Genomic DNA, 26,105 nt, shown 5'->3' with positions numbered 1-26,105 from the left:
CCAGCTTGGAGTCGCCTATGCCTTCCACCTCGCGGAGTTGGTCCACCGAGGCGAACGGGCCCTTGCGAGTGCGGTGGTCGACGATGCGTTGCGCTGTCACCGGGCCTACGCCGGGCAGGGCGTCCAGTTCGGAGGCCGTGGCCGCGTTCAGGTCCAGCTTGGACGGGATGGCGGCGGGCGGGGCCGGAGGTGGGATGCCCACGGCCAGTTGTTCGCCGTCGGTGAGTTTGCGGGCCAGGTTCAGGCCTTGGAGGTCGATGCCCGGTTTGGACCCGCCCGCCAGACGGAGGGCGTCGGCCACTCGGGCGCCGGAGGTGACCGTCACCAGACCCGGGCTGGCTACCTCGCCGATCACGTTCACGACCAGTTCCGGGGCGGGGGCGGTGGTGCTCACCAGGGCCAGGGCCGGGGACTCTTCCGCCGCCGGGCTCTGCCACCAGCTGCCCAGGCCGATCACGGTGCAGGCGACGGCGATGCCCAGGGCCAGCAGGCCTCGGCGCGGGAGACGCGGGAGGCGGAAACGGCGGCGGGGTGTGCCGTGTTCGTCGGAGTCTTCGGAGCGGGCGTAGACCAGGGTCGGGTCGGCGCGGACCCGTGCGGCCAGGGCGGCCAGGCGCTCGCTCGGGCTGTCGTCCTGGTGGGGGCGGGGGAGCATGTGAGCGAGGCTACGGAGCGGGGTAGGCGGGGTGGCCGGGGTTGCTCCGGGGCTGTGGATTACTCGCGGGTTGTGGACAGGTCGCGATCACTCAGGGCTGGGGAGCCCGGAATTGTCGGGGGTCTGTGGGAGGATGTCGGGCCCTCCCGGCAGCACCACCACGCCCAGCACTCCTGGGCCAGTGTGGGCGCCGATCACCGCGCCGACCTCGGAGATCACGCACCCCGTCGAGCCCGGCAGGCGTTCGTCGAGGCGCGTAGCCAGTTCGGCGGCGCGTTCGGGAGCGGCCAGGTGGTGCACGGCCAGGCCCACCGGGCCGTCGCCCGCCGCGGCTGCCGCCAGGTCGACCAGGCGGCCCACGGCCCGGCTCATCGTGCGGACCTTCTCCAGCGGCACGATCCGGCCGTCTTCCATGTGCAGCAACGGTTTCACGGCCAGCGCGGTCCCCACCAGCGCCGCCGTCGTGCCGATCCGGCCACCTCGGCGCAGGTGGTCCAGCGTCTCGAGGCAGAAGAACATCCGGGTCTGCTGAGCCGCGGCGTTCGCGGCCTCCTCCGCCTCGGCGTGTGAGCGCCCGCCAGCGACGGCCGCACAGGTCCGCAGGACTGTGAACCCAAGCCCCATGCCCGTCGAGCGCGAGTCGACCACGCGGATGCGGGAGGGGTCGACCTCCTCAGCCGCCAGCCGTGCGGCCTCCCATGTGCCAGATAGCTCACGAGAGAGATGGATGGACACGACCGCATCGGACGACGACAGCACCTCGCGGTACACGTCAGCCATCTCGCCAGGCGTGGGACGCGATGTGGTCACGCGACGGTGCTCGCTGAGGGCACCTGCCAGCTCGGACGGGCCGAAGTCGACGCCGTCGAGGCGTCCGGCACCGTCCACCGCCACGTGCAGCGGCACCACGGTGATCGAATGGCGCTTCGCGAACCCCTCGGGCAGGTAAGCCGTGGAGTCGGTGACGATGGAGATGCGCACGAGCGACGAGCCTACGGTGCTCACTCCTCCGAGGCGCTCATCGCCACGGACGAGATGAGAGCGGCCATCGCCTTGCCCACGAGCTCGTGGCCCTCCCAGCCCCAATGCATCCCGTCGGGGTTTCCGGCGCCCGACCGCACGTGCTCACCGATCACGGCGGGCAGGTCGAGCAACGGCACTCCCGCACGCCCGGCCCACCCGCGCACAGCCGCCACCGCAGCCCTGTGGCCCTGGTGTGCATACGCGTAAGTCGGCGCACGGTGCACGGACGGCACGATGCCGACCGCCGGCATCGTGTACTGGAGATTGCGCACCGACTGCAACATGTCCCGCAGATACCGCGCCGTCAGCGCAGGCGGCAACGACGCACGCGTGTAGGGCGCCAGCCGCGGTTGCACGTCCTGATAGCGCGCACGCACCCAACGCCGCAGCCAGTCCGGCCGCACATAACGCAGCCCCTCGCGCAGGTACGTGGGCAACGGCGAGGGCAGCGTGTCCATGCTGCCGACCGCGAACACCAGCACGTCCGTACGCGGCAGCAACGACCAGATGCGCGGGTCCCCGGTCAACGCCCACCAGGCGTCCCTGGCCGTCCACCCGAACCCGGCCGCCAGCTCCGCCGAACCACCCAGCTCGGCGGCACAGATGTTGTGCCACAGCCGCGGGTGATCAGCGGGCAGCGGTCCGGACGGCCCGAAGAACGACAGCGAGTCGCCGAGGACCAGCAGCCTCAACGCGTGGTGCCCGCGTTGTACGACGTCAGCCGCCACTGGTCGTTGCGCCGGGTGAAGACGGTCCAGTGGCAGTTCGAGATGCCGCCGAGCTGCGACCAGTTCTCCACCGGCAGACCGAGCAGCCGGCCCGTCAAAGCGCTGATCAGGCCACCGTGCGCGCACAGCAGGACGGTCTCGGAGAACTCCGCGTCCACCTCGTGCACGACCCGGATGGCCCGTTCGGCCACGTCGACGCGCGACTCACCGTCCGGCGGCGTGTAGGTCGGGTCGGTGCGCCACACCCGGACGGCCCCCGGCCACTCCTGCTCGACCTCGGCCAGGTTCAGCCCCTGCCACTTGCCCAGGTGGGTCTCGCGCAGCCGTTCGTCGATCCGCAACGGCACGTCCGCGGACGTCGTGAACACCTTCGCGGTCTCACGCGCGCGTTGCAGATCGGAGGCCACGACGACCTCCGGCTCGAAGCCGGCGAGCACCGGCACGGCGAAGCGGGCCTGGTTCAAGCCGGTCTCGGTGAGAGCCGAGTCCAGATGACCCTGCAGACGACCTGTCGCGTTGTAGTCGGTCTCACCGTGCCGCCACAGCACGAGCCGGCTCAGGGCCATCAGCTACCTCATTCAGCCGTGGAGTCGGCGGGGACGTCCGCTTCGAACTCGATGCGCGGGCAGTCCTTCCACAGCCGTTCCAGGCCGTAGAAGCTGCGCTCCTCCGTGTGCTGGACGTGCACCACGACGTCCACGAAGTCCAGCAGGACCCACCGGCCCTCACGGGCCCCTTCGCGGCGCACCGGCTTCGTGCCGGCCTCCCGCAGCTTCTCCTCGATGTTGTCGACGATCGCGCCGACCTGCCGCTCGTTGGGAGCGGACGCGATCACGAAGACATCCGTGATCACGAGCTGGTCGGAGACGTCGAGCACCGTCACGTCGTGCGCCTTCTTGTCGGCCGCTGCGTTCGCCGCGACCAGCGCCAGCCGTCGTGCCTCGTCGGTGGCTGCCACGTCACTCCTCTGACTTCCGGTGCGCGTCGATACGCCCACACGAGTTACTGAGGGTACCGGCGAGTGCCAAACGGCTACTGCGCGCCCAGGCATGACGAAGGCCACCTCAGCGCCCTGAGGTGGCCTTCACCTGCGCCGGAGCTTAGAGCGGGCGGACCTGCTGGGCCTGCGGCCCCTTCTGGCCCTGTCCGACCTCGAACTCGACCTTCTGGTTCTCCTCGAGCGAGCGGAAACCCTTGGACTGGATCTCCGAGTAGTGCACGAAGACGTCTGCCGAGCCGTCGTCGGGCGCGATGAAGCCGAAGCCCTTTTCAGCGTTGAACCACTTCACGGTGCCTGTAGCCAAAGTCTTGCCTTCCACGAACCAGCAACAACCCGCTGATTGTTGCCTCCCGCGCGCTCGGATGCACGCAAAATCCACTCGAACGTGGTTACGACTCGGAGTACAGGCCCGTTTTCGCGATGTATTGGACGACACCGTCCGGCACCAGGTACCAAACGGGTTGTCCAGATGCAGTACGTGCGCGGCATCCGGTCGAAGAGATGGCCATGGCGGGGATCTCGACGAGCGACACGGCTCCCGGCGGCAGGTGGCGGGCGTTCAGCGTGTAACCCGGACGGGTGACCCCGATGAAGTGGGCCAGCTCGAACGCGTCCGCGGCGCGCTTCCACGACAGGATCTGCTCCAGCGCGTCGGCACCGGTGATGAAGAACAGGTCGGCGTCCGGGTACTGCTTCTTGAGGTCCGTGAGCGTGTCCACGGTGTACGTGGGGCCCTCGCGGTCGATGTCGACGCGGCTGACCGAGAACCTGGGGTTGGACGCGGTGGCGATGACCGTCATCAGGTAGCGGTCCTCGGCGGGCGAGACCTCCCGCGACGACTTCTGCCAGGGCTGACCCGTAGGCACGAAGATCACGCGGTCCAGGTCGAACCTGTCCTGCACCTCGCTGGCGGCCACGAGGTGACCGTGGTGGACGGGGTCGAACGTGCCGCCCATGACGCCGATCCGCATCGAAACAGCGTAGACCGGCGCTGCGCCGCTCCCGAGGCCCAGCGCCGGTCGTGCTGATCACACCGCACGGTCCAGGGGGAGGACGGGCCGTTCGGCGCGCGGCCCACCCCGAAGCAGAGCCGCGCACTGGAGGAACGCGCTCCGCCGGTCCCCCTTACGCGGCCAGGCCATGATTTTTCCTACCAGGCCACCACGAGCTTCACAGGACCCCTGACCAGCGAGCTCTTGCGGAACTCGACGGGTTCGGCGAGCCGCAGACCGGGCATGCGGCGCACCAGCGTGCCCAGCGCGACCTGCAGTTCCATCCGCGCGAGCTGGGAACCCAGGCAGAAGTGGATGCCGTGGCCGAACTGCAGGTGCTGGCCGACCTCGCGGCCCAGGTCCAGCTCGTCGGCGTTCGGGTACGCGGTCGCGTCGCGGTTCGCCGACGACGCGACCACCAGCACGGCGTCGCCTTCCTTGACCAGCGCGTTGCCGACCTGGACGTCCTCGGTGGCGATGCGGGTGAAGCCGGCGCCGCTGCCCAGCGGGATGTAGCGCAGAAGCTCCTCGACGGCGTTCGGCAGCTTCCGCGGGTCCTCGTGCAGGCGCTTCATCTCGTCCGGGTGCTCGAACAGCGTCACGACGCTGTTGGCGATCATGTTCGCCGTCGTCTCGTGACCCGCGACCAGCAACGTGATGCCGAACCGGACGAGCTCTTCCTCGCTCAGTCTGTCGTCGTTGTCCCGTGCGATGACGAGCGCGCCCATCAGATCGTCCGTGGGGTTCACACGGCGCTTGGCGACGAGTTCGGTGAAGTAGGCGTGGAGCTTCATCATGCCGTGCATCGCCTCTTCGGGCGTGTGGCCGCCGACCGTCGAAAGCACCTGGTTCGACCACATGCGGAAGTCCTCGCGGTCCTCGAACGGCACGCCGAGCAGCTCGCAGATGACCGTGATCGGGAACGGCATGCTGAAGCCCTCGACGAGGTCACCGGGGTTGTCGAGGCGGTCGAGCAGCTCGTCGGTGATCTGCTGGGCGCGCGGCCGCAGCTCCTCGATGCGCCGCACGGTGAACGCCTTGGACACCAGTCGGCGCATGCGCGAGTGGTCAGCGCCGTCGTGGGTGAGGATGGAGCCGCCCGGTGCGATGAGCGGCTGCATCCTCGGCACGTCCTGGCCGACGGTCCTCGCGCGGCTGAACCTCGAGTCGCCGAGGACGAACTTCGTCTCTTCGTAGGTCGTGACGAGCCAACCCTCGCCGCCGTACGGGTACTTCACGCGCGAGACAGGCTCATCGCGCCGTAAGCGTTCGTAGGTCGGGTCGAGGGTCAGGCCGTCAGTCTCGGAGAACGGGTACGTGGGAGCCATGACTCCGAACGTAGAGCTACGCCTTGGGCCGTGTGTGTCCTTCGCCCCAGACGACCCATTTCGAGGACGTCAGCTCGGATAGGCCCATCGGACCACGCGCGTGCAGCTTTTGCGTGGAGATGCCGATCTCCGCGCCCATGCCGAACTCCGCGCCGTCAGTGAAGGCCGTGGAGGCGTTGACGAACACCGCCGCGGCGTCCACACGGGCCGTGAACTTGCGTGCTGCCGCGACGTCGTTCGTCACGATGGCCTCGCTGTGGCCCGATCCGTACGTCGCGATGTGCTTCACGGCCTCGTCCAGCGAGTCGACGACCTTCGCGGCGATGTCGAGGCTCAGGTACTCCGTGCCCCAGTCGTCGTCCGTCGCGGCGATGACGTCCGACTGCTGCGCGAACTGCTCGTCGCCGTGAATGGTCACGTTCTCCTGCTGCAACGCCTTGGTGACGCGCGGGACGAACTCCGCCGCCACGTCCTTGTGCACCAGGAGGGACTCCGCCGCGTTGCACACGCTCGTGCGTCGCGTCTTGGCGTTGAGGACGATGGCCTCGGCCATGTCGAGGTCGGCGTTCGCGTCGACGTAGACGTGGCAGTTGCCGACACCGGTCTCGATCGTGGGAACGGTGGCCTGCTCGACGACGGCGTTGATCAGACCGGCGCCACCGCGCGGGATCACCAGGTCGACGAGGCCGCGCGCGGTGATGAGGTGCGTGACGGACGCGCGGTCGTGGCACGGCAGCAACTGCACGCAGTCGGCCGGCAAGTTCACGCTTTCGAGTGCGTCGCGCAAGATGGCGACGAGCGTGGTGTTGGAGTGCTCCGCGGTCGAGGAACCCCGCAGCAGAGCGGCGTTGCCCGACTTCAGCGCGAGGCCGGCGGCGTCGACCGTGACGTTCGGGCGAGCCTCGTAGACCATGCCGACGACGCCCATCGGGACGCGGACCTGCTTCAGTTCGAGCCCGTTCGGCAACGTGCTGCCGCGCAGGACCTCACCGACCGGATCTGCCTGCACCGCAACGGTTTCCAGGGCCTTGGCGATGCCTTCGACCCTGGCTTCGTCGAGCTTGAGACGGTCGAGGATGCCCGCTGGGAGACCCGCTGCCCCGCCTGCTTCGAGGTCCTTCCGGTTGGCCTCGATGATCTCCGGCGCGCGGCTGCGGAGAGCGGCGGCCATCTCGTGCAGCGCGGCGTCCTTGCGCTCACGGGTGGCGAGGACTAGTTCGTCGGCGGCGACTCGGGCGCGGCGGGCCGCCGCATGTACCTGGTCGCGCAGGTCGTCAGTCACCCTTCACACATTACGACCTGTGGATGCCCGCCCGAGAACCGGTTTCCGGGGGCTGAGAAGCAGCGGCGTCGAAAACTGTCGGACCTCCCTGGCAAGCTTGCTCCTCATGGACGACATCGCGTTGCGAGAACTGGCGGAGGAACGGCTCCGGGCACTGGCGGGCCCGGAGGCGGTGCTGCGCGAGGACCAGTGGACGGCGATCCACACCCTCGTGGCGCAGCGCCGCAGGGCTCTCGTCGTCCAGCGCACCGGCTGGGGCAAGTCGGCCGTGTACTTCATCGCGACGGCGTTGCTGCGCCAGCTCGGTGAAGGACCGACGGTCATCGTGTCGCCGCTGCTCGCGTTGATGCGCAACCAGGTCGACGCCGCGGCGCGGGCGGGAGTGCACGCGGTGACGATCAACTCGGCGAACACCACCGAGTGGGACGCCGTGCAGGAGCAGGTGACGGCCGGTGAGGTCGACGTGCTCCTGGTGAGTCCGGAGCGTTTGAACAACCCCGATTTCCGGGACGCGGTGCTCCCCGCTCTGACGGCGTCGGCGGGCATGCTCGTCGTCGACGAGGCGCATTGCATCTCGGACTGGGGCCACGACTTCCGGCCGGACTACCGCAGGCTGCGGACGTTGCTGACGGAGCTGCCGCCGGGCGTGCCGGTGCTGGCGACGACGGCCACGGCCAACGACCGCGTGGTCCACGACGTCACCGAACAGCTCGGGCTCGGTGCCGAGGAGGGCACGCTGGTGCTGCGCGGGCCGCTCGACCGCGACAGCCTGCGCCTGTCGGTCGCGATGCTGCCCACCGCGGAAGCACGTCTCGGGTGGCTGGCCGAGCAGCTCGACCGGCTGCCGGGTTCCGGGATCATCTACACGCTCACGGTCGCGGCGGCGGACGACATCGCGGCGTTCCTGTCCTCGCGCGGCTTCGCGGTGGCCGCGTACTCGGGCAAGACCGAGTCCGCCGAGCGCGAACGGGCCGAGGAGGACCTGCTCGACAACCGGGTCAAGGCGCTCGTCGCCACGTCCGCGCTGGGCATGGGGTTCGACAAGCCGGACCTGGGGTTCGTCGTCCACGTCGGCGCGCCGTCCTCCCCGATCGCGTACTACCAGCAGATCGGCCGTGCGGGCCGTGGCGTCGAACGCGCCGAGGTCGTGCTGCTGCCGGGTCACGAGGACAGGGACATCTGGGCGTACTTCGCGTCCTTGGCCTTCCCGGCCGAGACCGTGGTGCGGCAGGTGCTGTCCGCGCTCGGCGGTGCCGGCCGGCCGCTGTCGACGGCGGCGCTGGAGCCGATGGTCGAGCTGTCGCGCGGGCGGCTCGAGGTCGTGCTGAAGGTGCTGGACGTCGACGGCGCGGTGCGGCGGGTGCGTGGTGGCTGGGAGTCGACCGGGCGGCCGTGGGAGTACGACGGCGAACGGTACGCGCGCATCGCGGAGGCGCGCAGGGCCGAGCAGCAGGTGATGATCGAGTACCAGAGGACGTCCGAGTGCCGGATGAAGTTCCTGCAGGACCAGCTCGACGACCCGAGCTCGCACGAGTGCGGGAGGTGCGACAACTGCACGGGCGAGCGGTTGTCGGTGGAGGTGTCGGAGGTCGCGGCGGAGGCGGCGCGCGAACGGCTGCTGCGTCCCGGTCTCGACGTGGCGCCGCGCAAGATGTGGCCGACGGGCATGGCCGCGATCGGGGTGCCGCTGTCCGGCAAGATCCCGGCGGCCGAGGTGGCGGCCACCGGGCGGGCGCTGGGCAGGCTCACCGACATCGGCTGGGGCAACCGGCTGCGCGACCTGCTCGGGGACTCCCCGGACCGGGAGATCCCGGACGACGTGTTCGCGGCGTGCGTGAAGGTGCTGTCGGCATGGGGCTGGGACGACCGGCCGGTAGGCGTGGTGACGGTCGGTTCCCGGCGGCGGCCGGAGCTGGTGGGCAGCTTCGGTCAGAAGATCGCGTCGATCGGGCGGTTGCCGTTGCTCGGCACCGTCTGGCTCGGTGAGTCGACGCACCGGGCCAACTCCGCTCAACGGCTGGCCGGGCTCGTGCGGTCGGGCGAGGTGCCGGACCTGTCCGGTGTGGACGGTCCGGTTCTGCTGGTGGACGACCACATCGACACCGGGTGGACGATGACAGTGGCGGCTCGCATGCTCAGGAAGGAGGGGGTGCCCGCGGTCCTGCCGTTCGCGTTGGCGGTGACGAACTGAGGATCCCGCGTACGGGTGGAGATCTCGTCGGTCGTTCCGGCCCGTTGCCCGGTGCGGTGTGGCACTGTCCTGGTCATGATTCCGGACGTCGTGCGGTTCCGGCAGGCCGATCTTCTCTCCGTCCTGTACCGGCGGTTCGGGCCGGTCGTGCGGGTGGGCCCGTACACCTACCTGCTCGGGCCGGAGGCGAACCGGTTCCTGTTCGCGCACGCCGAGCTGTTCGAGGTGGAGCGCGCGTTCCAGTCGCTGGTGCCGGTGGACGGTCCCACGTCGTTGATCGTCAGCGACGGTGAGGACCACAGGCGACGGCGGCGGCTCGTGCAGCCGGCGTTGGTACATCGGCAAATCGCGAACTACGTGCCGGTGATGGAGGCCAACGCGGAGGCGGCGCTCGACGCGTGGCGGCCGGGGCAGGAGCTCGACGTCTACCAGGAGTTCCGGAGGGCGATCCGGCGCAGCACGATCCACGCGTTGTTCGGCGACGACCTGGCGCGGGACGCGGACTTCTTCGGCGCGCACCTGCAGCTGCTGATCAACCTGATCGACCGCAACCCGGCGGTGATCACGTGGCTGCGGCGGACCAAGGCACCGGCCTGGCGCAACGCGATGAGGGCACGCCGGGCCGTGGACGCGCGGGTCTACCAGGCGATCGCGGAAGCGCGGCAAGGCAAGACGACCGGTGACGTGCTCGTCTCTCTCGTGCAGGGCAACGAGTTGAGCGATCTGGAGGTGCGCGACCAGGTCGTCACGCTGATCGCGGCCGGGTACGAGACGACCAGTGCCGCGATGGCGTGGGCGGTCTTCAATCTGTTGCGGCACAACGGAGTATGGGAACGCGCGCAGGAGGACGACGACTACCTGGCCAACGTCGTCAACGAGACCCTGCGGCTGTACCCGCCGGCGGCGGTCTCGGCGCGGGTCGCGGCGCAGCCGTTCGAGCTGGCGGGGAAGAAGGTCAAGCAGGGGACGTTCCTGCTGTACAGCCCGTACGTCACGCATCGGCTGGCCGAGGTGTGGCCGGATCCGCTGCGGTTCGACCCCGACCGGTGGGAACGCAAGCCCGCGCCGCACGAGTTCCTGCCGTTCGGCGGCGGTCCGCACCGCTGCATCGGCGCCGGGCTCGCCACGACCGAGCTGACCGTGATGCTGAAAGCGTTGCTGCGACGGCCGAAACCGGAGCTTCTCCGCCAGCGCGTCACGCCGACGGGCATCGCCGCGATGCGTCCCAAGCACGGCCTCAAAATCCGAGCATCAGGGTGACGGTCGACCCGAGGCACGCAAGGCCGCGCACGTGGTTCCAGAGCGTCCACTTGCGCAGGTACTCGGGCCAGTAGAAGTCGTCGGTTCGTTCAAGACGGTTGTTCATCGGCACGTTGACGACCATCGTCAGCAGGAACGCCCCGATGATGTAGAGCAAGCCGCCCACGACCCGGCCCTGGAACACCTCGACGCCGCACAGCACGGCGTTGCCGAGGAACACCAGCAGGAACAGCGGGTTCTGGATGCGCACGTTGATCCGGTGCATGGCCGCGCGGGCGTGCTCCGGCGTCAGGTCCGCGAGGCCCGGCATCACCGCGGCGGAGAAGGCGAAGAACAGGCCGGTCATCAGACCGGAAGCGGTGGCTGCGATCAGCGTCGTTGTCCCCATGCCGCCAACTCTGACGTCCCCGCTCAGGACTCTCAATGACAGTTCATCGCGCAGACTTGCTCGTTCGTCCAGAATCAACGGCATGACGGACGCGCTGGGCGAGGCACTGCACCTGTTGAGGATGTCCGGCACCTTCTATTGCCGCACCGAGCTCAGCGAGCCGTGGGGCCTCACGATGCCCGACATGACGGACTGCCTGTGGTTCCACGTCCTCACGAGCGGCCGCTGCGACGTCGAGGTCGACGGCGCCGTCACCGTGCTCGAACCCGGCGACGTGCTGCTCGTGCCCGGCGGCCAAGGCCACCGGCTCTTCCACGGGGACGCGGAATCGCCGCTGGTCACGACGCTGCCGCAGACGTTCGAGACCGAGAACTACGCGATCCTGCACCACGGCGGCGGTGGTGCCGTGACGCATCTCGTGTGCGGCGCGGTCCGCTTCGACGACCCGGCCGCCAAGCACCTGGTCGACGTGTTGCCGAACGTGCTCCACGTGCGGCAGGCCGACGACATGCGCGCCACGATCGACCTGATGTCGACCGAGGCCCGGACTCTGCGCCCCGGTGGCGAGGCGGTCATCACCAGGCTCGCGGACGTGCTCGTGATCCAGACGATCCGCTCGTGGCTCGCCAACGACCCGGCCGCGCGCACGGGCTGGCTCGGCGCGTTGCAGGACCAGCAGATCGGGCAGGCGCTGGCGTTGATCCACCGCGACCCCGCGCAGCCGTGGACCGTCGAACGCCTCGCGCATCAGACCGCGATGTCGCGGTCGGCGTTCGCGGCGCGGTTCACCGACCTCGTCGGCGAGCCGGCCATGCGGTACGTGACGCGGTGGCGCATGCACGTGGCGGTGAACCGCCTGCGGAACCGGGACAGCACGGTCAGCGAGGTCGCCCGCGGGCTCGGCTACGAGTCGGAGGCCGCGTTCAGCCGTGCGTTCAAGCGGGTCGTCGGGGTGTCCCCCGGTCAGGCGCGGGTGGGCTGAAGCAGGTCCCACCGGTTGCCGTAGAGGTCCTCGAAGACCGCCACTCGGCCGTAGACCTCGTCGCGGGGCGTCTCCAGGAACTTCACGCCGTACGCCGTCATGCGCGCGTGGTCGCGGTCGAAGTCGTCGGTGTGGAGGAAGAACCCGACGCGGCCGCCGGTCTGGTCTCCCACGTGGTCCGTGTCCGCTTGGGCCAGCAGCAGCGACGCGCCTCCGTCCGCCGAGACCACGACCCAGCGCTTGTCGCCCTGCGGGACGTCCTCGGTCAGCGTGAACCCGAGTCCGTCCACGTAGAAGCGGATCGCCTCGTCGTAGTCCCTGACGACCACCGTCACCACAGCAACTGAACGCATGTCGATCATTATGGACTTGCCGGTGGGCGGACCTGCTTGATGCTCGCCCCGTGCGCTCCTTCCTCTTGTCGCGGCGAAGGTGACCATGATTTCGTGACATCTGATAGGTGGCGCTGGGCGTGGATCAGGACGAGGTTCACCCGTTCGAGGTACGGCCTCCGCACGAGCACCTGCGGTCCTTGTCGGTTTCCCGGTCAGTAGGTCGGTCACGATGATCGTCCCAAATCGTCGCTTTCTGTGACAAGGTGACCACATGGCGGTGACTTCGGAAACTCATCGACTGCCCGTGCGCAAGCTCGTCGCCGCGTCGGCCGGCAATGCTGTCGAGTGGTACGACTGGGGCATCTACACGGCGTTCAGCATCTACTTCGCCACCCAGATCTTTCCCAGCGGCAACGAAGCGGCGGCGTTGCTGAGCACGTTCGCCACGTTCGCGCTCGCGTTCTTCTTCCGTCCGCTCGGCGGTTATCTGCTCGGGCGGTTCGCGGACGTCAAAGGGCGGCGGACGGCGATGTTGCTGACGATCGCGTTGATGTCCGGCGGGTCCGTCGTGATCGGGCTGCTGCCGACGTTCGCGCAGGTCGGCTGGCTTTCGCCGCTGTTGCTGGTGCTCGCTCGCATCGCGCAGGGCATGGCGCTCGGTGGTGAGGTGTCCAACGCGTCGGCGTACCTCGGGGAGATCGCCAAGCCGAGTCATCGTGGGCGCTACTCGTCGTTCTTCTACATCTCCACCGGTGCGGCGGTGCTGGTGGCGTCGTTGCTCGGGTTCTTCCTGTCGCGCAACCTCGACAAGGCCGCGATGGCCTCCTATGGCTGGCGTGTGCCGTTCCTGATCGGCGGTGTGCTCGGGCTGGTCGGGTTGTGGCTGCGGCGTGAGTTGCCGGAGACGGACCAGTTCGAGGAGAACCGCGCCAAGGCCGAGAAGTTGCGCAATCCATTGCTGCTCACGGTGAAGGAGCATCCGAAGGCTGTCGGTCAGCTCGTTGGTATCACGCTGCTCTCTACGCTGTGCTTCTACACGTTCTTCTCCGCGCTGACGCCGTTCGCCGTGAAGACCAAGGGCGCCAACGACGTTGACGTGTTCCTGGCGTTGTCGGTCGGCACGGTCGTGTTCATCGCGTTGCAGTACCCGCTGGGGTGGGTGGCCGACCGCTACGGCCGCAAACCGCAGATGCTCGTGTGGTCGGCGGCGATGGCTTTGCTGGTGGTGCCGTTGTCGTCCCTCGTCAAGCCTGGTCTGGCGAACCTCGTGGTCGTGTTCGCCGTCGGGCTCGGGCTCTACACCGCGATCACGTCGATCGCTCCGGCGATCATGAGCGAGCTGTTCCCGACGGAGCTGCGCGGGCTCGGCATCGGGGCTTGGTACAACCTGACGGTCGCGTTGTTCGGGGGCACCGCGCCGCTGGTCATCCAGGCCGTCGGCGGGACCGTGTTCTTCTGGTACGTCGCGGTGAGCGCGGTGATCACGTTCCTGGTGGTGCTCACGCTTCCGGAGACAAAGGGTGTTCGGTTGAGCTGAGGCAGAACTCGTTGCCTTCCGGGTCTGCCAGCACGAACCAGATGCCGTCGCGGCTCACCACCGTGGCGCCGAGGTCGACGAGCCGTGCCACCTCGGCCTCGACGTCATCGCACCACAGGTCGACGTGCACGCGGTTCTTCACCGTCTTCGGTTCGGGTACGCGGTTGAAGAAGAACCTCGGCGACCCGTTGAGCAGCACCGACGGGTCGTCCTCGGGGTCGTCGACGCCCATGGCGCTCAACCGGGCCAGTTCTGCGTCGTCGTACGGCGCGATCTCGTGGTCGTCGAGTGCCTGCGCCCAGAACCGGGCGAGCGATGCGGGATGGGCGCAGTCGATCACGACGTCGTGCATCCGGGCCATGCCCCGACCCTAGCGATGCAGCGGCACCAGGTCATCCGCGTGCACGACCTCGCGACGCTGCTCCTCCGGCAGGTCGTGGGTCTTGCGGCCGATCAGCGACGGCAGCTCCGCCGAGTCGTAGCCGACCACGCCGCGGGCCACGACCTCGCCCGCCAGGCTCACCAGCTCCACGACGTCACCGGCCTCGAAGTCGCCGTCGACGCCGGTGATCCCGGCTGACAGCAGCGAACGCCGCCTGTCGACCACCGCGGCCACCGCACCGTCGTCGAGGTGCAGGCGGCCGTTCGCGTCGGTCGCGTAGCCGAGCCAGAAACGACGGGCGGTGAGACGTGAACCCGTTGCGGCGAAAGCGGTGCCGACGTCGGCGGAGGTCAGCGCGCGGCTCGCTTCGGTGGCGCCGGTGAGCAGCACCGGGATGCCGGCCGACGAGGCCAGGCGGGCGGCGGCGAGCTTGGAGGCCATGCCGCCGGTGCCGAGGCCGGACGCACCGGCGCTTCCGGCGCGTACACCGTCCACATCGGACGCTGATGCCACCTCGGAGATGCGGACGGCGCCGGGTTCGCGCGGGTCGCCCGAGTAGAGCGCGTCCACGTCGGACAGCAGGAACAGCGCGTCGGCGCCGATCAGGTGCGCGACCAGGGCGGCGAGGCGGTCGTTGTCACCGAAGCGGATCTCCTCGGTGGCGACGGTGTCGTTCTCGTTCACCACCGGGACCGCGCCCAGGGCGAGCAGGCGGTCGAACGTGCGCTGGGCGTTGCGGTAGTGCGAGCGGCGCACCACGTCGTCGGCGGTCAGCAGCACCTGGCCGACGGTCAGCGAGTAGCGGCCGAACGAGTTCGCGTAGGCGTGCGCCAGCGTCAGCTGGCCCACGCTCGCCGCGGCCTGCTGGGTGGCGAGGTCGCGCGGTCGCCGGGAGATCCTCAACGGCGCCAGGCCGGCGGCGATCGCACCGGACGAGACGAGCACGACCTGGCTGCCCGCGGCGGTCCTGGCGGCGAGGGCGTCGACCAGCGCGTCGAGACGCGCCGGGTCGAGGCCACCTTCCGCCGTGGTCAAGGAAGAAGAGCCGACCTTGACCACGATGCGATGCGCCGAGGCGATCGCGGTCCGAGCTTGTGAGACCACGGGGGCCGTCACGGATTTACTCCTCGTCGAAGTCGTCGCCGTAGTCACCGGGCGCGCGGCGGGCCTTCTTCAGTGCCTTGCGCTCGTGGGCGCCGATGCGGTCGTTGCGCTCGAGGCGGGCGTCCGTGCCACGTCCGGTCATCGTCATCGCGATGCCGGCCGGGGTCGTCGGCTCCCAGTCGAAGACCAGGTCGCCGATGGTGACCTGGCAGCCGGGAACAGCGCCCATCTTCACGAGCTTGTCCTCGACGCCCAGCCTGTTCAGGCGGTCCGCGAGGTAACCGACGGCTTCGTCGTTGGAGAAGTCGGTCTGGCGGATCCAGCGCTCGGGGCGGTCGCCCCGCACGATGAAGCCACCCTCGACCGAGGGGTCCTCGGTCACGGTGAAGCCCTCGTCGTCCACGGCGGTCGGCCGCAGCACGATCCGGGTCGACTCCTTCTTCGGCTGGGCCTCGCGGTACTCGCGCACGACCTCGGCCAGCTTGAACGTCAGCTCGCGCAGGCCCTGGCGGGACACGGTCGACACCTCGAAGACCGGCAGGCCGCGGGCCTCGATCTCCGGGCGGACGATGTCGGCGAGGTCCTGGGCGTCCGGGATGTCGATCTTGTTGAGGATCACCACGCGCGGGCGGTCCTCGAAGTTGCCGCCGAGCGCCGGGGTGTACTCCGAGAGCTCCTTCTCCAGCGCGTCGATGTCCGCGATCGGGTCGCGGCCGGGCTCGTACGTCGCGCAGTCGACGACGTGCGCGAGAACGGCGGTGCGCTCGATGTGGCGCAGGAAGTCGAGGCCGAGGCCCTTGCCCTGCGACGCGCCGGGGATCAGGCCGGGGACGTCCGCCATCGTGAAGACGGTGTCGCCCGCGGTGATCACGCCGAGGTTCGGGACCAGCGTGGTGAACGGGTAGTCGGCGATCTTCGGCTTGGCCGCGGACAGCACCGAGATCAGCGACGACTTGCCGGCCGACGGGAAGCCGAGCAGGCCGACGTCCGCGACGGACTTGAGCTCCAGCACCAGGTCGCGCGTCTCGCCCGGCTCACCGAGCAGCGCGAAACCGGGGGCCTTGCGGGCCTTGGACGCGAGCGCGGCGTTGCCGAGGCCTCCACGGCCACCGGCGGCGGCGATCAGCTGGGTGCCCTCGCCGACGAGGTCCGCGACGATCTTGCCGTCCTCGGTCAGCACGACGGTGCCGTCCGGGACGCGCAGGATCAGGTCCTCGCCGTTCGCGCCGTCGCGGTTCGCTCCCGCGCCCGCCTTGCCGTTGGTGGCGGCGGCGTGCGGGCGGAAGTGGAAGTCCAGCAGGGTGTGCACCTGCGAGTCGACGACGAGGATGACGTCGCCGCCGCTGCCCCCGTTGCCGCCGTCCGGGCCGCCGAGCGGCTTGAACTTCTCGCGGTGCACTGACGCACAACCGTTGCCCCCGTTGCCGGCGGCAGCGTGGATCACCACCCGGTCTACGAAGCGGGCCACGGAACTACTTCCTCTCAAAAGACTGGAACAAGCAACGAGGGGCGGTGCCGGATGACCGGTCCCGCCCCTCGTCGAGGTCTAACTACGTCGCGGAAACGGTCCTCAGACCGCGACCGGAACGATGTTGACGGTCTTGCGACCGCGCTTCATGCCGAACTCCACCGAACCCGGCTGCAGGGCGAACAGCGTGTCGTCCTTGCCGATGCCGACGCCGACGCCGGGGTGGAACTTGGTGCCGCGCTGGCGGATCAGGATCTCGCCGGCCTTGACGACCTGACCGCCGAACCGCTTCACACCCAGGTACTGGGGGTTGGAGTCACGGCCGTTGCGGGAACTGGATGCACCCTTTTTGTGTGCCATGAGAAGTCAGGTCCTCACTTACCGGTGATGCCGGTGACCTCGACACGGGTCAGCTTCTGACGGTGACCCTGTCGCTTGTGGTAGCCGGTCTTGTTCTTGAACTTGTGGATGCGAATCTTCGGGCCCTTGGTGTGCTCGACCAGCTTGCCGGTTACCGAGAACTTCGCCAGGGCGTCCGCGTCAGCGGTGACGTCAGTGCCGTCGACCACGAGCAGCGCCTGGAGGGAGATTTCGGTGCCCGGCTCGCCCTCGAGCTTCTCGACCTCGACGATGTCGCCGACAGCGACCTTGTACTGCTTGCCGCCGGTCTTGACGATCGCGTACATCAGGACGGAAGTCTCCTGCTACTCGATGGTGACGGGCCGCGCGCCAACCCGTCTGCGAAGGAAACCAACAGAGGGGGCACACGACAGGACCCGTCGGATGGCGGGCCGTCGACAAGGTTACGGGAGTGGGTACTGCCGGAGCAAACCGGGGTGCCCTGATCACGTTTCCGCAGGCTGTGCGGTCCCTCACAAGGCAAAACCGGGGCCGCCCGCAGGCGACCCCGGTCTCACTTCCTCGTGATCAGTCCTCCTGGACCGGCGGTCCCGCGGGCCGCGACACGGCGCGGCGCCTGCGGGTGGTGGTGACCACCGGTGCGGGCATCTGGACCTCTGGCTGCTTCGGCACCTCGACGACCACCGGAGCGGGCGTCTCGGCGGCCGGTGCACCCGCGGGGCGCTTGGCCGCACGACGCCGCGGACGGGCCGCGGGGGGCTCCACGACGGCCGCAGGGGCCTGCACGACGGGCTCGGGTGCCGCGACCGGCTGCGGGGCCTCGACGGCCTCCTGCTCGGGCTCGGCCTCCGGCTTGGGCTGCTGGGCGCCGATGCGACCGGTCACGACCGGCTGCTGGGCGCCGATCCGGCCCGTCACGGCGGGCTGCTGCGCGCCGATCCGGCCGGTCGCGACCGGCTTCTCGGGCTCCGGGGCGACCGGTTCGACGAGCTCCTCGGCCGTCTCCTCGATCACCTCGGGCTCGACGGGCTCGACCACCGGGTCGGTCTCGACCGGCTCGGGGTCCTCGGCGACCTCGTGCGGCACGTGACCGTTGAGCGCCTGCTCCTCGACCACGACCGCGTCGACGACGGCCTGCGGCTCCTTGTCACGACCGCGGCGACGGCGGCGGCGACGGCCGGGGCCCTCGTGCTCCTGGTCGGCCGCGACCACGTCCTCGGTGATGTCCTCGGGCTCGCCCGGCTCGACGGCCTCGGGCTCGACGACCGGCGCCTCGGGGGCCTCGACCGACACCTCGAGGGCCTCGGTGGTCTCCGCCGCCTGGTCGCCGCCGCCCTTGTTGCGGCGCGACTTGCGGCCGCCGCTCTGCTGCTGCGCCTGCTGCTGGCCGCCGCCGTTGCCACCGCCGTGCGAGTGCATCTGCTCGGTGGACACGACGACGCCACGGCCGCGGCAGTGCTCGCACGTCTGGCTGAACGCCTCCAGCAGGCCCGTGCCGACCCGCTTGCGGGTCATCTGCACGAGGCCCAGCGAGGTGACCTCGGCGACCTGGTGACGCGTGCGGTCGCGGCCGAGGCACTCGGTCAGGCGGCGCAGCACCAGGTCGCGGTTCGACTCGAGCACCATGTCGATGAAGTCGATGACGATGATGCCGCCGATGTCGCGCAGCCGGAGCTGGCGGACGATCTCCTCCGCCGACTCCAGGTTGTTGCGGGTGACGGTCTCCTCGAGGTTGCCGCCCGACCCGGTGAACTTGCCGGTGTTGACGTCGATGACCGTCATCGCCTCGGTGCGGTCGATGATCAGGTAGCCGCCCGAGGGCAGCCAGACCTTGCGGTCGAGCGCCTTCATCAGCTGCTCGTCGATGCGGTACTCGACGAACGCGTCGTTGTTGCCGACGTGCTTCTTCAGGCGGTCCTGCAGGTCCGGCGCCACGTGGCGGACGTAGCTGTCGATGACGTCCCACGCCTCGTCGCCCTGGACGACGAGCTGGGCGAAGTCCTCGGTGAACAGGTCGCGGACGACCTTCACCAGCAGGTCCGGCTCTTCGTAGAGCAGCGCCGGGGCCTTGGTGGAGGTGCTCTCGGACTTCTCCTTGATGACCTTCCACTGCGCCTGCAGACGCGTGACGTCGCGGCCGAGCTCCTCCTCGGAGATGCCCTCCGAGGCGGTGCGGATGATCACGCCGGCGTCCTCGGGGACGACCCTCTTGAGGATGTCCTTGAGGCGCTTGCGCTCGTTGTCCGGCAGCTTTCGGCTGATGCCCGTGGCACCGCCGCCCGGCACGTAGACCAGGAAGCGGCCGGGGAGGCTGATCTGGGTGGTGAGGCGCGCGCCCTTGTGCCCGACCGGGTCCTTGGTGACCTGGACGAGCACGGAGTCGCCGCTGGAGAGCGCCTGCTCGATCTTGCGGGACTTGCCCTCGAGACCGGCGGCGTCCCAGTCGACCTCACCGGCGTAGAGCACGGCGTTGCGGCCGCGGCCGATGTCGATGAACGCGGCCTCCATGCTCGGCAGCACGTTCTGCACGCGGCCGAGGTACACGTTGCCCACGATCGAGCCGGAGCCCGACGACGTGACGAAGTGCTCGACCAGCACGCCGTCTTCCAGCACGCCGATCTGGGTGCGGTCGCCGCGCTCGCGGACGACCATCGTGCGGGCCACGGCCTCGCGGCGGGCCAGGAACTCGGCCTCGGTCAGCACCGGGGCGCGGCGGCGGCCGGCCTCGCGGCCGTCACGGCGGCGCTGGCGCTTGGCCTCCAGGCGCGTCGAGCCGCGGATGCTGCGAACCTCGCTCTGCGCGGCCTCGGAGTCGGCCTTGTCGTCCCGCGCGTCCCGCGTCTCGCGGACGTGCACGACGGTGTTCGGCGGGTCGTCCTCGGACGTCACCTCGTCGTCGGCGCCGATCTTCCGGCGGCGGCGACGGCGACGGCGGCGGGTCGAGCCCTCGTCGCCCTCGTCCTCGGTCTCGTCGGCGGCGTCGGCCTCCTGCGTGGCCTCGGCGTCCTCCGCCTGGGCCTCGTCGGCCTCGTCGGTGCCGCCCTCGCCCTCGGTGCCCTTGCCGCGGCCACGGCCACGGCGGCCGCGACGACGACGGCGACGGCTGTCGGCCTCGTCCTCACTCTCAGCCTCGGCCTCCGCGGCGTCGAGCTCGTCCGCGGCGATCTCGCCGATGGACTTCTCGTCCTCCGCGGGCTCCTCCTCGACGACGAACGGCGAGGCCGCGGCCTTGGGCCGTTCGATCGGCTGCGGCGGCATGAAGACCGCCGTCGGAGGCGCGAAGACCGGCGCGAGCGCCGGGGCCTCGAACGCCGGGACCGCCGGGGGTTCGTAGTCCTCGGTGACCTCACCGGTGACCACGTCGTCCCAGTCCACGAGGGTCTCGGCGACCTTCAGCGCGACGTCGCGGCTGACGCTCGACTGCGCGCTTCTGGCGACCTCACCGAGGTCGGCCAGCGCCGTCATCACGTCCTTGCTGCTCACATCCAGCAGCTTCGCCAGCGCGTGCACCCGCAACTTCTCGGGCAGGTCCGCGAGTTCAGGGCGTGCGGCAAGCACGCCCTGCCCGCCGGTTGCACCGGCAGGCTTTTCCGTGTTCGACATGCAGCTCCTCCACCCCCGGGCGCGTCCCGTGAGGACGCGGCCGCGCAGGGGCCTCTCTTGTCTCTCTCCGCCGCTGCTCGCGGCAGGAATCCTTGCCTCGCGCGCAGTGGCGTGGCGCCTCACGGGGCGCACGCTTACGCAGGTCCCACGACGACGCCTCTGTCAGCGTCGCTCCTCCTGTTTGCGATGAGACCGGACCAGACCAACCAGACACCGTCTGCGCTCGTCAGGACTCCTTGTCCTGCTGGAGCGGGTCCACCAGCCTGCCTTCGTCGTCGAGCCGTCCCTGCGCCATCCGGGTTGCTCTCGCAGGTACCGGCGGCACGAGATCGGCGACGACACGAAGCGCATTCAGCACGTCGTCGGGTCGGACGGTAGGCGTTACCTGCCGCACGACCGTCATGAGTATCCCACACGGTTGTGACAATGCGGCCCCATCGTGTCCGGCATCGCTCGAACGGGCTTCGACCAGTGCCGACACGACTGCGGGCCGCACGTCGATGATCCGCTTGCCGTCCTTGGTGAGTCGCTCGACCTCGACCTTGTCAGCAGTGAGCAGGGCGTCGACCGCCTTGGCGAGCGCGTCGGGCTCGATCCCGTCCAGCTCGATGCGCCATTCGCTCGCGTCGATGCGCTCGGTGAGGTTGCCCCCGGTCGCCTGGACGATGTCGACGACGTCGATGCCGGGTGGCAGCGCCTCGTCGAGCGCGATCTTCAACGCCGCCGGGTCGACCCGTTCGACCACGGACACCTCGACGTACTCCGCCTCGCTGGCGACGCCGGTCGGCGCCGCGCCGACCCACGACACCTTCGGGTGAGGGCTGAATCCCTGCGAGTACGCCATGGGTACGCCTGCCCTGCGCAGCGCACGTTCGAACGTGCGAGCGATGTCGCGGTGCGAGGTGAACCGCAGTCTCCCCCGCTTGGTGTAGCGGAGGCGCAGTTTCTGCACGGCTGCGGCAGACGGGTTGTTGGGCTGGTGGCGGCTCAGTGGTGCTCCCCAATGAGGTGTTCCGACGGGTGAGCGGTCCCATCGGCGCAGGCTGTTCGTCCGGTAGGACGGTACCGTGAACCTGATTCAGAACGTTCAGCTTGTCTAGATCGTTGCGCGTGGTTACGGTCCGGCTGACTGGACGCCCTGCCTACCTGGAGGTCACTGGTGCCTCTGCTCCACCGCGCCAGAGCGGCGGCGATGACCGTGCTGCTCGCGGCGGGGTGCCTGACCGCGACCGCGACCGCCGGTGCGGAGCCGAACTCCCGCGCCTGCATCCAACCGGGTCCCGTCCTGCGCTACCTCGTGGTGTTCTCGCAGTTCACGACCCCTGAGGCAGCGAACGCGGAGATCACGGAGGCCTGCGGGACGACCACCGTCTACTACCCCGAGATCGGGGTCGCGGTGGCCACCTCCCCCGACCCGGGATTCCTCGGCATGATCGGCCCGCAGCGCGCGTACAGCGCCCAGGCCGAGAGCATCACCAAGCGCTCGCCGAAGCGGAAGAAGGACGACACCGAGCTCTTCCGCCCGTCAGGACTGCGCTCAGGCGAACAATGGGACATGGATCTCATCAAGGCCCCCGAGGCCCACGAGATCACCACGGGCTCCAAGTCGGTCGTCGTGGGCGTCCTGGACTCCGGGATCGACGCACGCCACCCCGACCTGGCCGACGCCCTGGCCCCGGAGCTCTCCGCCGGCTGCCTGACCGGCAAGCCCGACACCGCGCCGACCGCGTGGACCCCGACGACCTCGGCGCACGGCACGCACGTCGCCGGCACCATCGCCGCGGCGGACGACGGCAGGGGCACCACCGGGGTCGCGCCGGGCGTGCGCATCGCGTCCGTGAAGGTCGTCGACGACGACGGGTTCATCTACCCCGAGTACGCCGTGTGCGGGTTCATGTGGGCCGCCGCGCAGGGCATGACCATCACGAACAACAGCTACTTCATCGACCCGTACCTGTTCACGTGCCAGAGCGAGCCCGGTCAGCGCGTGGTCTACGAGGCCGTACGCCGCGCCGTCGACTACGCCACCTCGCGCAACGTGCTCAACGTCGCCGCCGCCGGCAACAACGCGGCCGACCTCTCCCGTCCCGGCCGTGACTCGGTCTCGCCGACGAACGGTGACGCGCAGACGCGTCCAGTCGACTCGACGTGCGTCGTGCTGCCCGTGCAGCTCAAGAACGTGGTCGGCGTGTCGGCCGTGGAGTCGACGAAGACGAAGGCCGGGTACAGCTCGTACGGGCTGGGCGCGATCGACGTGACGGCGCCGGGCGGCAGCACGCGGTCGCAGGGCGGGTGCGTGCTCTCGACCGTGCCCAGCGGCTACGACTACTCGTGCGGCACGTCGATGGCGGCCCCGCACGCGTCCGGGGTGGCGGCGTTGATCGCGTCCGTGCACCCGGACACCGACGCGGTGTCGCTGGGCCGCATGCTGAACGCGCAGGCGGAGACGCTGGCGTGTCCCGCCGACTACGACTTGAACGGGACGGGTGTGCAGGACGCGTTCTGCACGGGCTACTCGGAGTACAACTCGTTCTACGGCCACGGGCTCGTGGACGCGCTGGCCGCCGTGACGAAGTAGGGCCCGCTTTCGCGGGCCCTGACCTCTCTGCTCGTGCGGGGGTTACGGCGTGAGCGACGGGTTCTTCACCGGCGAGCCGACACCGACCGGTGAGATCGGCAGCAGCTTGCGGCCCGTCGGACCGACCTCGATGTCCGTGCCCATGGCCGGGCAGACACCGCAGTCGAAGCACGGGGTCCAGCGGCAGTCGTCCTGCTCGCGCTCGTCGAGCGCGTCCTGCCAGTCAGCCCAGAGCCATTCCTTGTCGAGGCCCGAGTCGAGGTGGTCCCAGGGCAGGACCTCCAGCTCCTCGCGCTCGCGGGTGGTGAACCAGGCGAGGTCGACGCCGAGCGGTTCCAGCTGCTCCGCCGCCTTCGCGGTCCAGCGGTCGTAGGAGAAGTGCTCGCTCCAGCCGTCGAACCGGCCGCCGTCGCGCCACACGGCCTCGATGACCTTGCCGATGCGGCGGTCACCGCGGCTGAGCAGGCCTTCGATGAGGCTCGGCTTGCCGTCGTGGTAGCGCATGCCGATGTTGCGGCCGAGGCTGCGGTCGGCGTTGACGGCCTCGCGGAGCTTGCGCAGGCGGTCGTCGACCGTGTCCGGGTCGCACTGCGCGGCCCACTGGAACGGCGTGTGCGGCTTGGGCACGAACCCGCCGATCGAGATGGTGCAGCGGACGTCGTTGCGGCCGCTGGCCTGGCGTCCGGCGCGGATGACGTTCTTCGCCATCTCCGCGATCTGCAGGACGTCCTCGTCCTCCTCGGTCGGCAGGCCGCACATGAAGTACAGCTTGACCTGCCGCCAGCCGTTGGAGAACGCGGCCGACACCGTCCGGATGAGGTCCTCCTCGGACACCATCTTGTTGATGACGCGGCGCATCCGCTCGCTGCCGCCCTCGGGGGCGAAGGTGAGGCCCGAGCGCCGTCCGTTGCGGGACAGCTCGTTCGCGAGGTCGATGTTGAACGCGTCGACGCGCGTGCTCGGCAGGCTCAGGCCCGTGTTCGTGCCCTCGTAGCGGTCGGCGAGGCCCTTGGTGATCTCGGCGATCTCGCTGTGGTCCGCGCTCGACAGCGACAGCAGGCCGACCTCTTCGAACCCGGTCGCCTCCAGGCCCTTCTGGACCATGGCGCCGATGCCCTCGATGGACCGCTCGCGCACCGGGCGGGTGATCATGCCGGCCTGGCAGAAGCGGCAGCCGCGCGTGCAGCCGCGGAAGATCTCGACGCTCATCCGCTCGTGGACGCTCTCGGCGAGCGGCACCAGCGGCTGCTTCGGGTACGGCCACGCGTCGAGGTCCATCGTGGTCCGCTTGAACACGCGGTACGGCACGCGGTCGCGGTTCGGCACGACGCGCTGGATGCGGCCGTCCGGCAGGTACTCCACGTCGTAGAAGCGCGGGATGTACACGCCACCGGTCTCGGCGAGCCTGGTCAGGACCTCGTCGCGGCCACCGGGGCTGCCCTCCGCCTTCCAGTTCTTGACGATCTCGGTGATCTCGAGGACGGCCTCCTCGCCGTCGCCGAGCACCGCCGCGTCGACGAACTGAGCGATCGGCTCCGGGTTGAACGCCGCGTGCCCACCGGCGACCACGATCGGGTCGTCCTCGGTGCGGTCGGCGGCGTGCAGCGGGATGCCGGCGAGGTCGAGCGCCGTGAGCATGTTCGTGTAGCCCAGCTCCGTGGCGAAGCTGATGCCCATCAGGTCGAACGCCTTCACCGGGCGGTGCCCGTCCACCGTGAACTGCGGGACGTCGTGCTCACGCATGAGCTTCTCGAGGTCCGGCCACACGGCGTACGTGCGCTCCGCGAGCACGTCCGGCAGCTCGTTGAGGATCTCGTAGAGGATCATGACGCCCTGGTTGGGCAGCCCGACCTCGTACGCGTCGGGGTACATCAAAGCCCAGCGCACGGACGCCGCGTCCCAGTCCTTGACGGTCGCGTTGAGCTCCCCGCCGACGTACTGCACCGGCTTCGAGATCCGCGGCAGCAGTGGCTCCAACCTGGGGAAAACAGACTCGACACTCACACGACCAGAGTACGGCCCCGCACGGACGCGGCCGAATCGCGTGCCAGAACGGGGTCTCATCAGTCCAGCAACAACTTGCCCAGACGCCGCGCCGCCACGACCGTCCCGACGGCCGCCAGCACGGCGAAGTAGGCGAGGTGGCCGAGCATGCCCCAGCCGACGACGCCCAGTGTGAGCCCGCGCATCAGCTCGATGGCGTGGTAGAGCGGCGTCCAGCTGACCACGGCCTGCAGCCAGCCCGGGTAGACCGACAGCGGGTAGAACGTCGTCGAGAACAGGAACAACGGCAGCACCGCGAGCTGCACGAGGTCGAAGTCCTGCCACGACCGCATGAACGTCGTCGCCGCCATGCCCACCGCCGCGAACGCGAACGCCACCAGCAGCGCCACCGGCAACGCCAGCAACGCCCACGGCGAGGCGATGAGGCCCATCCCGAGCATCACGGCGAGGAACCCCGCCGAGTACAGCCCGCCCCGCAGCAGCGCCCACGAGATCTCACCGATCGCGATGTCCATAGGCCCCATCGGGGTCGTGAGCATCGCGTCGTAGAGCTTGATGTACTTGAACTTGAAGAACACGTTGAACGTCGCGTCGAACACGGCCCCGTTCATCGCGCTGGCCGCCAGCAGCGCGGGCGCCACGAACGCCGCGTAGCTGATCGGCCGCCCGTCCGGCCCGGCCACGGACGACACCATCTGACCGAAGCCCAGCCCCAGCGACCACAGGAACAGCAGGGGCTCGAAGGCCCCGCCGACCAGCACGAACCACGCCCGCCGGTTCACCACCGCCGCCCGTTCGACGAGCATGCTCGCCCGCCGCCCGTAGAGCCCCGGCGGGATCACGCGCCACAGCAGCCCGACGCTGGCGGGTTTCGCCTGATCGGCGCGATCGAGTGTCTGCGTCAT

The 26,105-nt window shown here is 69.6% G+C and carries 25 protein-coding genes; 5 read left to right on the top strand and 20 right to left on the bottom strand.

From position 1 onward, the window contains the following. The 9 genes from VM306_RS03045 to VM306_RS03005 form a co-directional block, all read right to left on the bottom strand. The coding region (locus tag VM306_RS03045; protein ID WP_325510659.1) for a ComEA family DNA-binding protein at positions 1 to 655 on the bottom strand (655 nt) is incomplete at its 3' end. An 87-nt stretch (positions 656 to 742) separates the two neighbouring features. Next, entirely contained in the window at positions 743 to 1,636 is an 894-nt protein-coding gene (locus tag VM306_RS03040) for a DegV family protein (RefSeq protein WP_325510658.1), read from the bottom strand. A gap of 20 nt (positions 1,637 to 1,656) precedes the next feature. Then, the gene (octT, locus tag VM306_RS03035) at positions 1,657 to 2,406 is read right to left on the bottom strand and encodes a diglucosylglycerate octanoyltransferase (RefSeq protein WP_325510657.1); all 750 of its coding nucleotides are present in this window, start codon (positions 2,404 to 2,406) and stop codon (positions 1,657 to 1,659) included. After that, complete coding sequence (locus VM306_RS03030; protein WP_325510656.1) at positions 2,367 to 2,972, bottom strand: histidine phosphatase family protein; 606 nt, start codon at positions 2,970 to 2,972, stop codon at positions 2,367 to 2,369. The genes octT and VM306_RS03030 overlap by 40 nt, the downstream gene beginning before the upstream one ends. Before the next feature lie 8 nt (positions 2,973 to 2,980). Beyond that, a complete protein-coding gene (gene rsfS / locus VM306_RS03025; RefSeq protein ID WP_045316502.1) occupies positions 2,981 to 3,364 on the bottom strand; it encodes a ribosome silencing factor in 384 nt (127 codons plus the stop codon). 142 nt (positions 3,365 to 3,506) lie between these two features. After that, a complete protein-coding gene (gene cspE, locus VM306_RS03020) occupies positions 3,507 to 3,710 on the bottom strand; it encodes a transcription antiterminator/RNA stability regulator CspE (RefSeq protein ID WP_030468099.1) in 204 nt (67 codons plus the stop codon). An 85-nt stretch (positions 3,711 to 3,795) separates the two neighbouring features. Beyond that, complete coding sequence (nadD, locus tag VM306_RS03015) at positions 3,796 to 4,377, bottom strand: nicotinate-nucleotide adenylyltransferase (RefSeq protein WP_325510655.1); 582 nt, start codon at positions 4,375 to 4,377, stop codon at positions 3,796 to 3,798. 179 nt (positions 4,378 to 4,556) lie between these two features. After that, positions 4,557 to 5,726 carry a cytochrome P450 gene (locus VM306_RS03010; RefSeq protein WP_325510654.1) on the bottom strand — a complete coding sequence of 390 codons (1,170 nt, stop codon included), beginning with the start codon at positions 5,724 to 5,726 and terminating at the stop codon, positions 4,557 to 4,559. Positions 5,727 to 5,742: 16 nt separating this feature from the next. Then, entirely contained in the window at positions 5,743 to 7,008 is a 1,266-nt protein-coding gene (locus VM306_RS03005) for a glutamate-5-semialdehyde dehydrogenase (protein ID WP_325510653.1), read from the bottom strand. A 106-nt stretch (positions 7,009 to 7,114) separates the two neighbouring features. On the opposite strand from VM306_RS03005, the gene VM306_RS03000 reads away from it, so the two are divergent. Next, positions 7,115 to 9,199, top strand: coding sequence for a RecQ family ATP-dependent DNA helicase (locus VM306_RS03000; protein WP_325510652.1), 2,085 nt, complete (start codon positions 7,115 to 7,117; stop codon positions 9,197 to 9,199). 75 nt (positions 9,200 to 9,274) lie between these two features. Beyond that, positions 9,275 to 10,459 carry a cytochrome P450 gene (locus VM306_RS02995; protein ID WP_325510651.1) on the top strand — a complete coding sequence of 395 codons (1,185 nt, stop codon included), beginning with the start codon at positions 9,275 to 9,277 and terminating at the stop codon, positions 10,457 to 10,459. On the opposite strand, the gene VM306_RS02990 is transcribed toward VM306_RS02995, so the two are convergent. Next, the gene (locus VM306_RS02990) at positions 10,437 to 10,847 is read right to left on the bottom strand and encodes a DUF1772 domain-containing protein (RefSeq protein ID WP_325510650.1); all 411 of its coding nucleotides are present in this window, start codon (positions 10,845 to 10,847) and stop codon (positions 10,437 to 10,439) included. The two genes, VM306_RS02995 and VM306_RS02990, sit on opposite strands and share 23 nt — an antisense overlap. A gap of 82 nt (positions 10,848 to 10,929) precedes the next feature. Between VM306_RS02990 and VM306_RS02985 the strand changes: the two genes are divergently transcribed. Beyond that, positions 10,930 to 11,829, top strand: coding sequence for an AraC family transcriptional regulator (locus VM306_RS02985; RefSeq protein ID WP_325510649.1), 900 nt, complete (start codon positions 10,930 to 10,932; stop codon positions 11,827 to 11,829). Here VM306_RS02985 and VM306_RS02980 read toward each other — a convergent pair. Then, positions 11,811 to 12,182, bottom strand: coding sequence for a VOC family protein (locus VM306_RS02980; RefSeq protein ID WP_325510648.1), 372 nt, complete (start codon positions 12,180 to 12,182; stop codon positions 11,811 to 11,813). The two genes, VM306_RS02985 and VM306_RS02980, sit on opposite strands and share 19 nt — an antisense overlap. A gap of 253 nt (positions 12,183 to 12,435) precedes the next feature. Between VM306_RS02980 and VM306_RS02975 the strand changes: the two genes are divergently transcribed. Then, on the top strand, positions 12,436 to 13,701 hold the full coding sequence (locus VM306_RS02975; protein WP_325510647.1) for an MFS transporter: 1,266 nt from the start codon (positions 12,436 to 12,438) through the stop codon (positions 13,699 to 13,701). Here VM306_RS02975 and VM306_RS02970 read toward each other — a convergent pair. The 7 genes from VM306_RS02970 to VM306_RS02940 form a co-directional block, all read right to left on the bottom strand. Next, a complete protein-coding gene (locus VM306_RS02970) occupies positions 13,664 to 14,062 on the bottom strand; it encodes a VOC family protein (RefSeq protein WP_325510646.1) in 399 nt (132 codons plus the stop codon). The genes VM306_RS02975 and VM306_RS02970 overlap by 38 nt on opposite strands. A gap of 9 nt (positions 14,063 to 14,071) precedes the next feature. After that, positions 14,072 to 15,199, bottom strand: a complete 1,128-nt coding sequence (gene proB, locus VM306_RS02965) for a glutamate 5-kinase (RefSeq protein ID WP_325510645.1) — start codon at positions 15,197 to 15,199, stop codon at positions 14,072 to 14,074. Between the two features lie 4 nt (positions 15,200 to 15,203). Next, positions 15,204 to 16,655: a GTPase ObgE gene (obgE, locus tag VM306_RS02960; RefSeq protein ID WP_325510644.1), complete on the bottom strand. Its 1,452-nt coding sequence runs from the start codon at positions 16,653 to 16,655 to the stop codon at positions 15,204 to 15,206. 102 nt (positions 16,656 to 16,757) lie between these two features. Continuing rightward, positions 16,758 to 17,015 (bottom strand): 50S ribosomal protein L27, encoded by a 258-nt coding sequence (gene rpmA / locus VM306_RS02955; RefSeq protein ID WP_089957596.1) that lies wholly within the window; start codon positions 17,013 to 17,015, stop codon positions 16,758 to 16,760. A 14-nt stretch (positions 17,016 to 17,029) separates the two neighbouring features. After that, positions 17,030 to 17,341, bottom strand: coding sequence for a 50S ribosomal protein L21 (gene rplU, locus VM306_RS02950; protein WP_065913850.1), 312 nt, complete (start codon positions 17,339 to 17,341; stop codon positions 17,030 to 17,032). Between the two features lie 241 nt (positions 17,342 to 17,582). Continuing rightward, on the bottom strand, positions 17,583 to 20,618 hold the full coding sequence (locus VM306_RS02945; RefSeq protein WP_325510643.1) for a translation initiation factor IF-2 N-terminal domain-containing protein: 3,036 nt from the start codon (positions 20,616 to 20,618) through the stop codon (positions 17,583 to 17,585). Between the two features lie 226 nt (positions 20,619 to 20,844). Next, complete coding sequence (locus VM306_RS02940) at positions 20,845 to 21,570, bottom strand: TIGR03936 family radical SAM-associated protein (RefSeq protein WP_325510642.1); 726 nt, start codon at positions 21,568 to 21,570, stop codon at positions 20,845 to 20,847. A 207-nt stretch (positions 21,571 to 21,777) separates the two neighbouring features. Between VM306_RS02940 and VM306_RS02935 the strand changes: the two genes are divergently transcribed. After that, entirely contained in the window at positions 21,778 to 23,196 is a 1,419-nt protein-coding gene (locus VM306_RS02935; RefSeq protein WP_325510641.1) for a S8 family peptidase, read from the top strand. A 42-nt stretch (positions 23,197 to 23,238) separates the two neighbouring features. On the opposite strand, the gene VM306_RS02930 is transcribed toward VM306_RS02935, so the two are convergent. Continuing rightward, positions 23,239 to 25,200 carry a TIGR03960 family B12-binding radical SAM protein gene (locus tag VM306_RS02930; protein WP_325510640.1) on the bottom strand — a complete coding sequence of 654 codons (1,962 nt, stop codon included), beginning with the start codon at positions 25,198 to 25,200 and terminating at the stop codon, positions 23,239 to 23,241. Between the two features lie 59 nt (positions 25,201 to 25,259). Next, positions 25,260 to 26,105 carry an ABC transporter permease gene (locus VM306_RS02925; RefSeq protein ID WP_325510639.1) on the bottom strand — a complete coding sequence of 282 codons (846 nt, stop codon included), beginning with the start codon at positions 26,103 to 26,105 and terminating at the stop codon, positions 25,260 to 25,262.

The sequence above is a fragment of the Lentzea sp. genome, assembly GCF_035525475.1.
Classification (GTDB): Bacteria; Actinomycetota; Actinomycetes; order Mycobacteriales; family Pseudonocardiaceae; genus Lentzea.
This window is presented reverse-complemented; position numbering and strand designations above follow the sequence as displayed.

Excerpts from the sequence above, each read along its gene's own strand:
- VM306_RS03010 (WP_325510654.1), bottom strand. The coding sequence starts at position 5,726 with ATGGCTCCCACGTACCCGTTCTCCGAGACTGACGGCCTGACCCTCGAC.
- VM306_RS03000 (WP_325510652.1), top strand. The coding sequence starts at position 7,115 with ATGGACGACATCGCGTTGCGAGAACTGGCGGAGGAACGGCTCCGGGCA.
- VM306_RS02985 (WP_325510649.1), top strand. The coding sequence starts at position 10,930 with ATGACGGACGCGCTGGGCGAGGCACTGCACCTGTTGAGGATGTCCGGC.
- VM306_RS03030 (WP_325510656.1), bottom strand. The coding sequence starts at position 2,972 with ATGGCCCTGAGCCGGCTCGTGCTGTGGCGGCACGGTGAGACCGACTAC.
- nadD (WP_325510655.1), bottom strand. The coding sequence starts at position 4,377 with ATGCGGATCGGCGTCATGGGCGGCACGTTCGACCCCGTCCACCACGGT.
- rpmA (WP_089957596.1), bottom strand. The coding sequence starts at position 17,015 with ATGGCACACAAAAAGGGTGCATCCAGTTCCCGCAACGGCCGTGACTCC.
- rplU (WP_065913850.1), bottom strand. The coding sequence starts at position 17,341 with ATGTACGCGATCGTCAAGACCGGCGGCAAGCAGTACAAGGTCGCTGTC.
- VM306_RS02970 (WP_325510646.1), bottom strand. The coding sequence starts at position 14,062 with ATGGCCCGGATGCACGACGTCGTGATCGACTGCGCCCATCCCGCATCG.
- VM306_RS02975 (WP_325510647.1), top strand. The coding sequence starts at position 12,436 with ATGGCGGTGACTTCGGAAACTCATCGACTGCCCGTGCGCAAGCTCGTC.
- VM306_RS02925 (WP_325510639.1), bottom strand. The coding sequence starts at position 26,105 with ATGACGCAGACACTCGATCGCGCCGATCAGGCGAAACCCGCCAGCGTC.
- VM306_RS02945 (WP_325510643.1), bottom strand. The coding sequence starts at position 20,618 with ATGTCGAACACGGAAAAGCCTGCCGGTGCAACCGGCGGGCAGGGCGTG.
- VM306_RS02990 (WP_325510650.1), bottom strand. The coding sequence starts at position 10,847 with ATGGGGACAACGACGCTGATCGCAGCCACCGCTTCCGGTCTGATGACC.
- VM306_RS02980 (WP_325510648.1), bottom strand. The coding sequence starts at position 12,182 with ATGCGTTCAGTTGCTGTGGTGACGGTGGTCGTCAGGGACTACGACGAG.
- VM306_RS02995 (WP_325510651.1), top strand. The coding sequence starts at position 9,275 with ATGATTCCGGACGTCGTGCGGTTCCGGCAGGCCGATCTTCTCTCCGTC.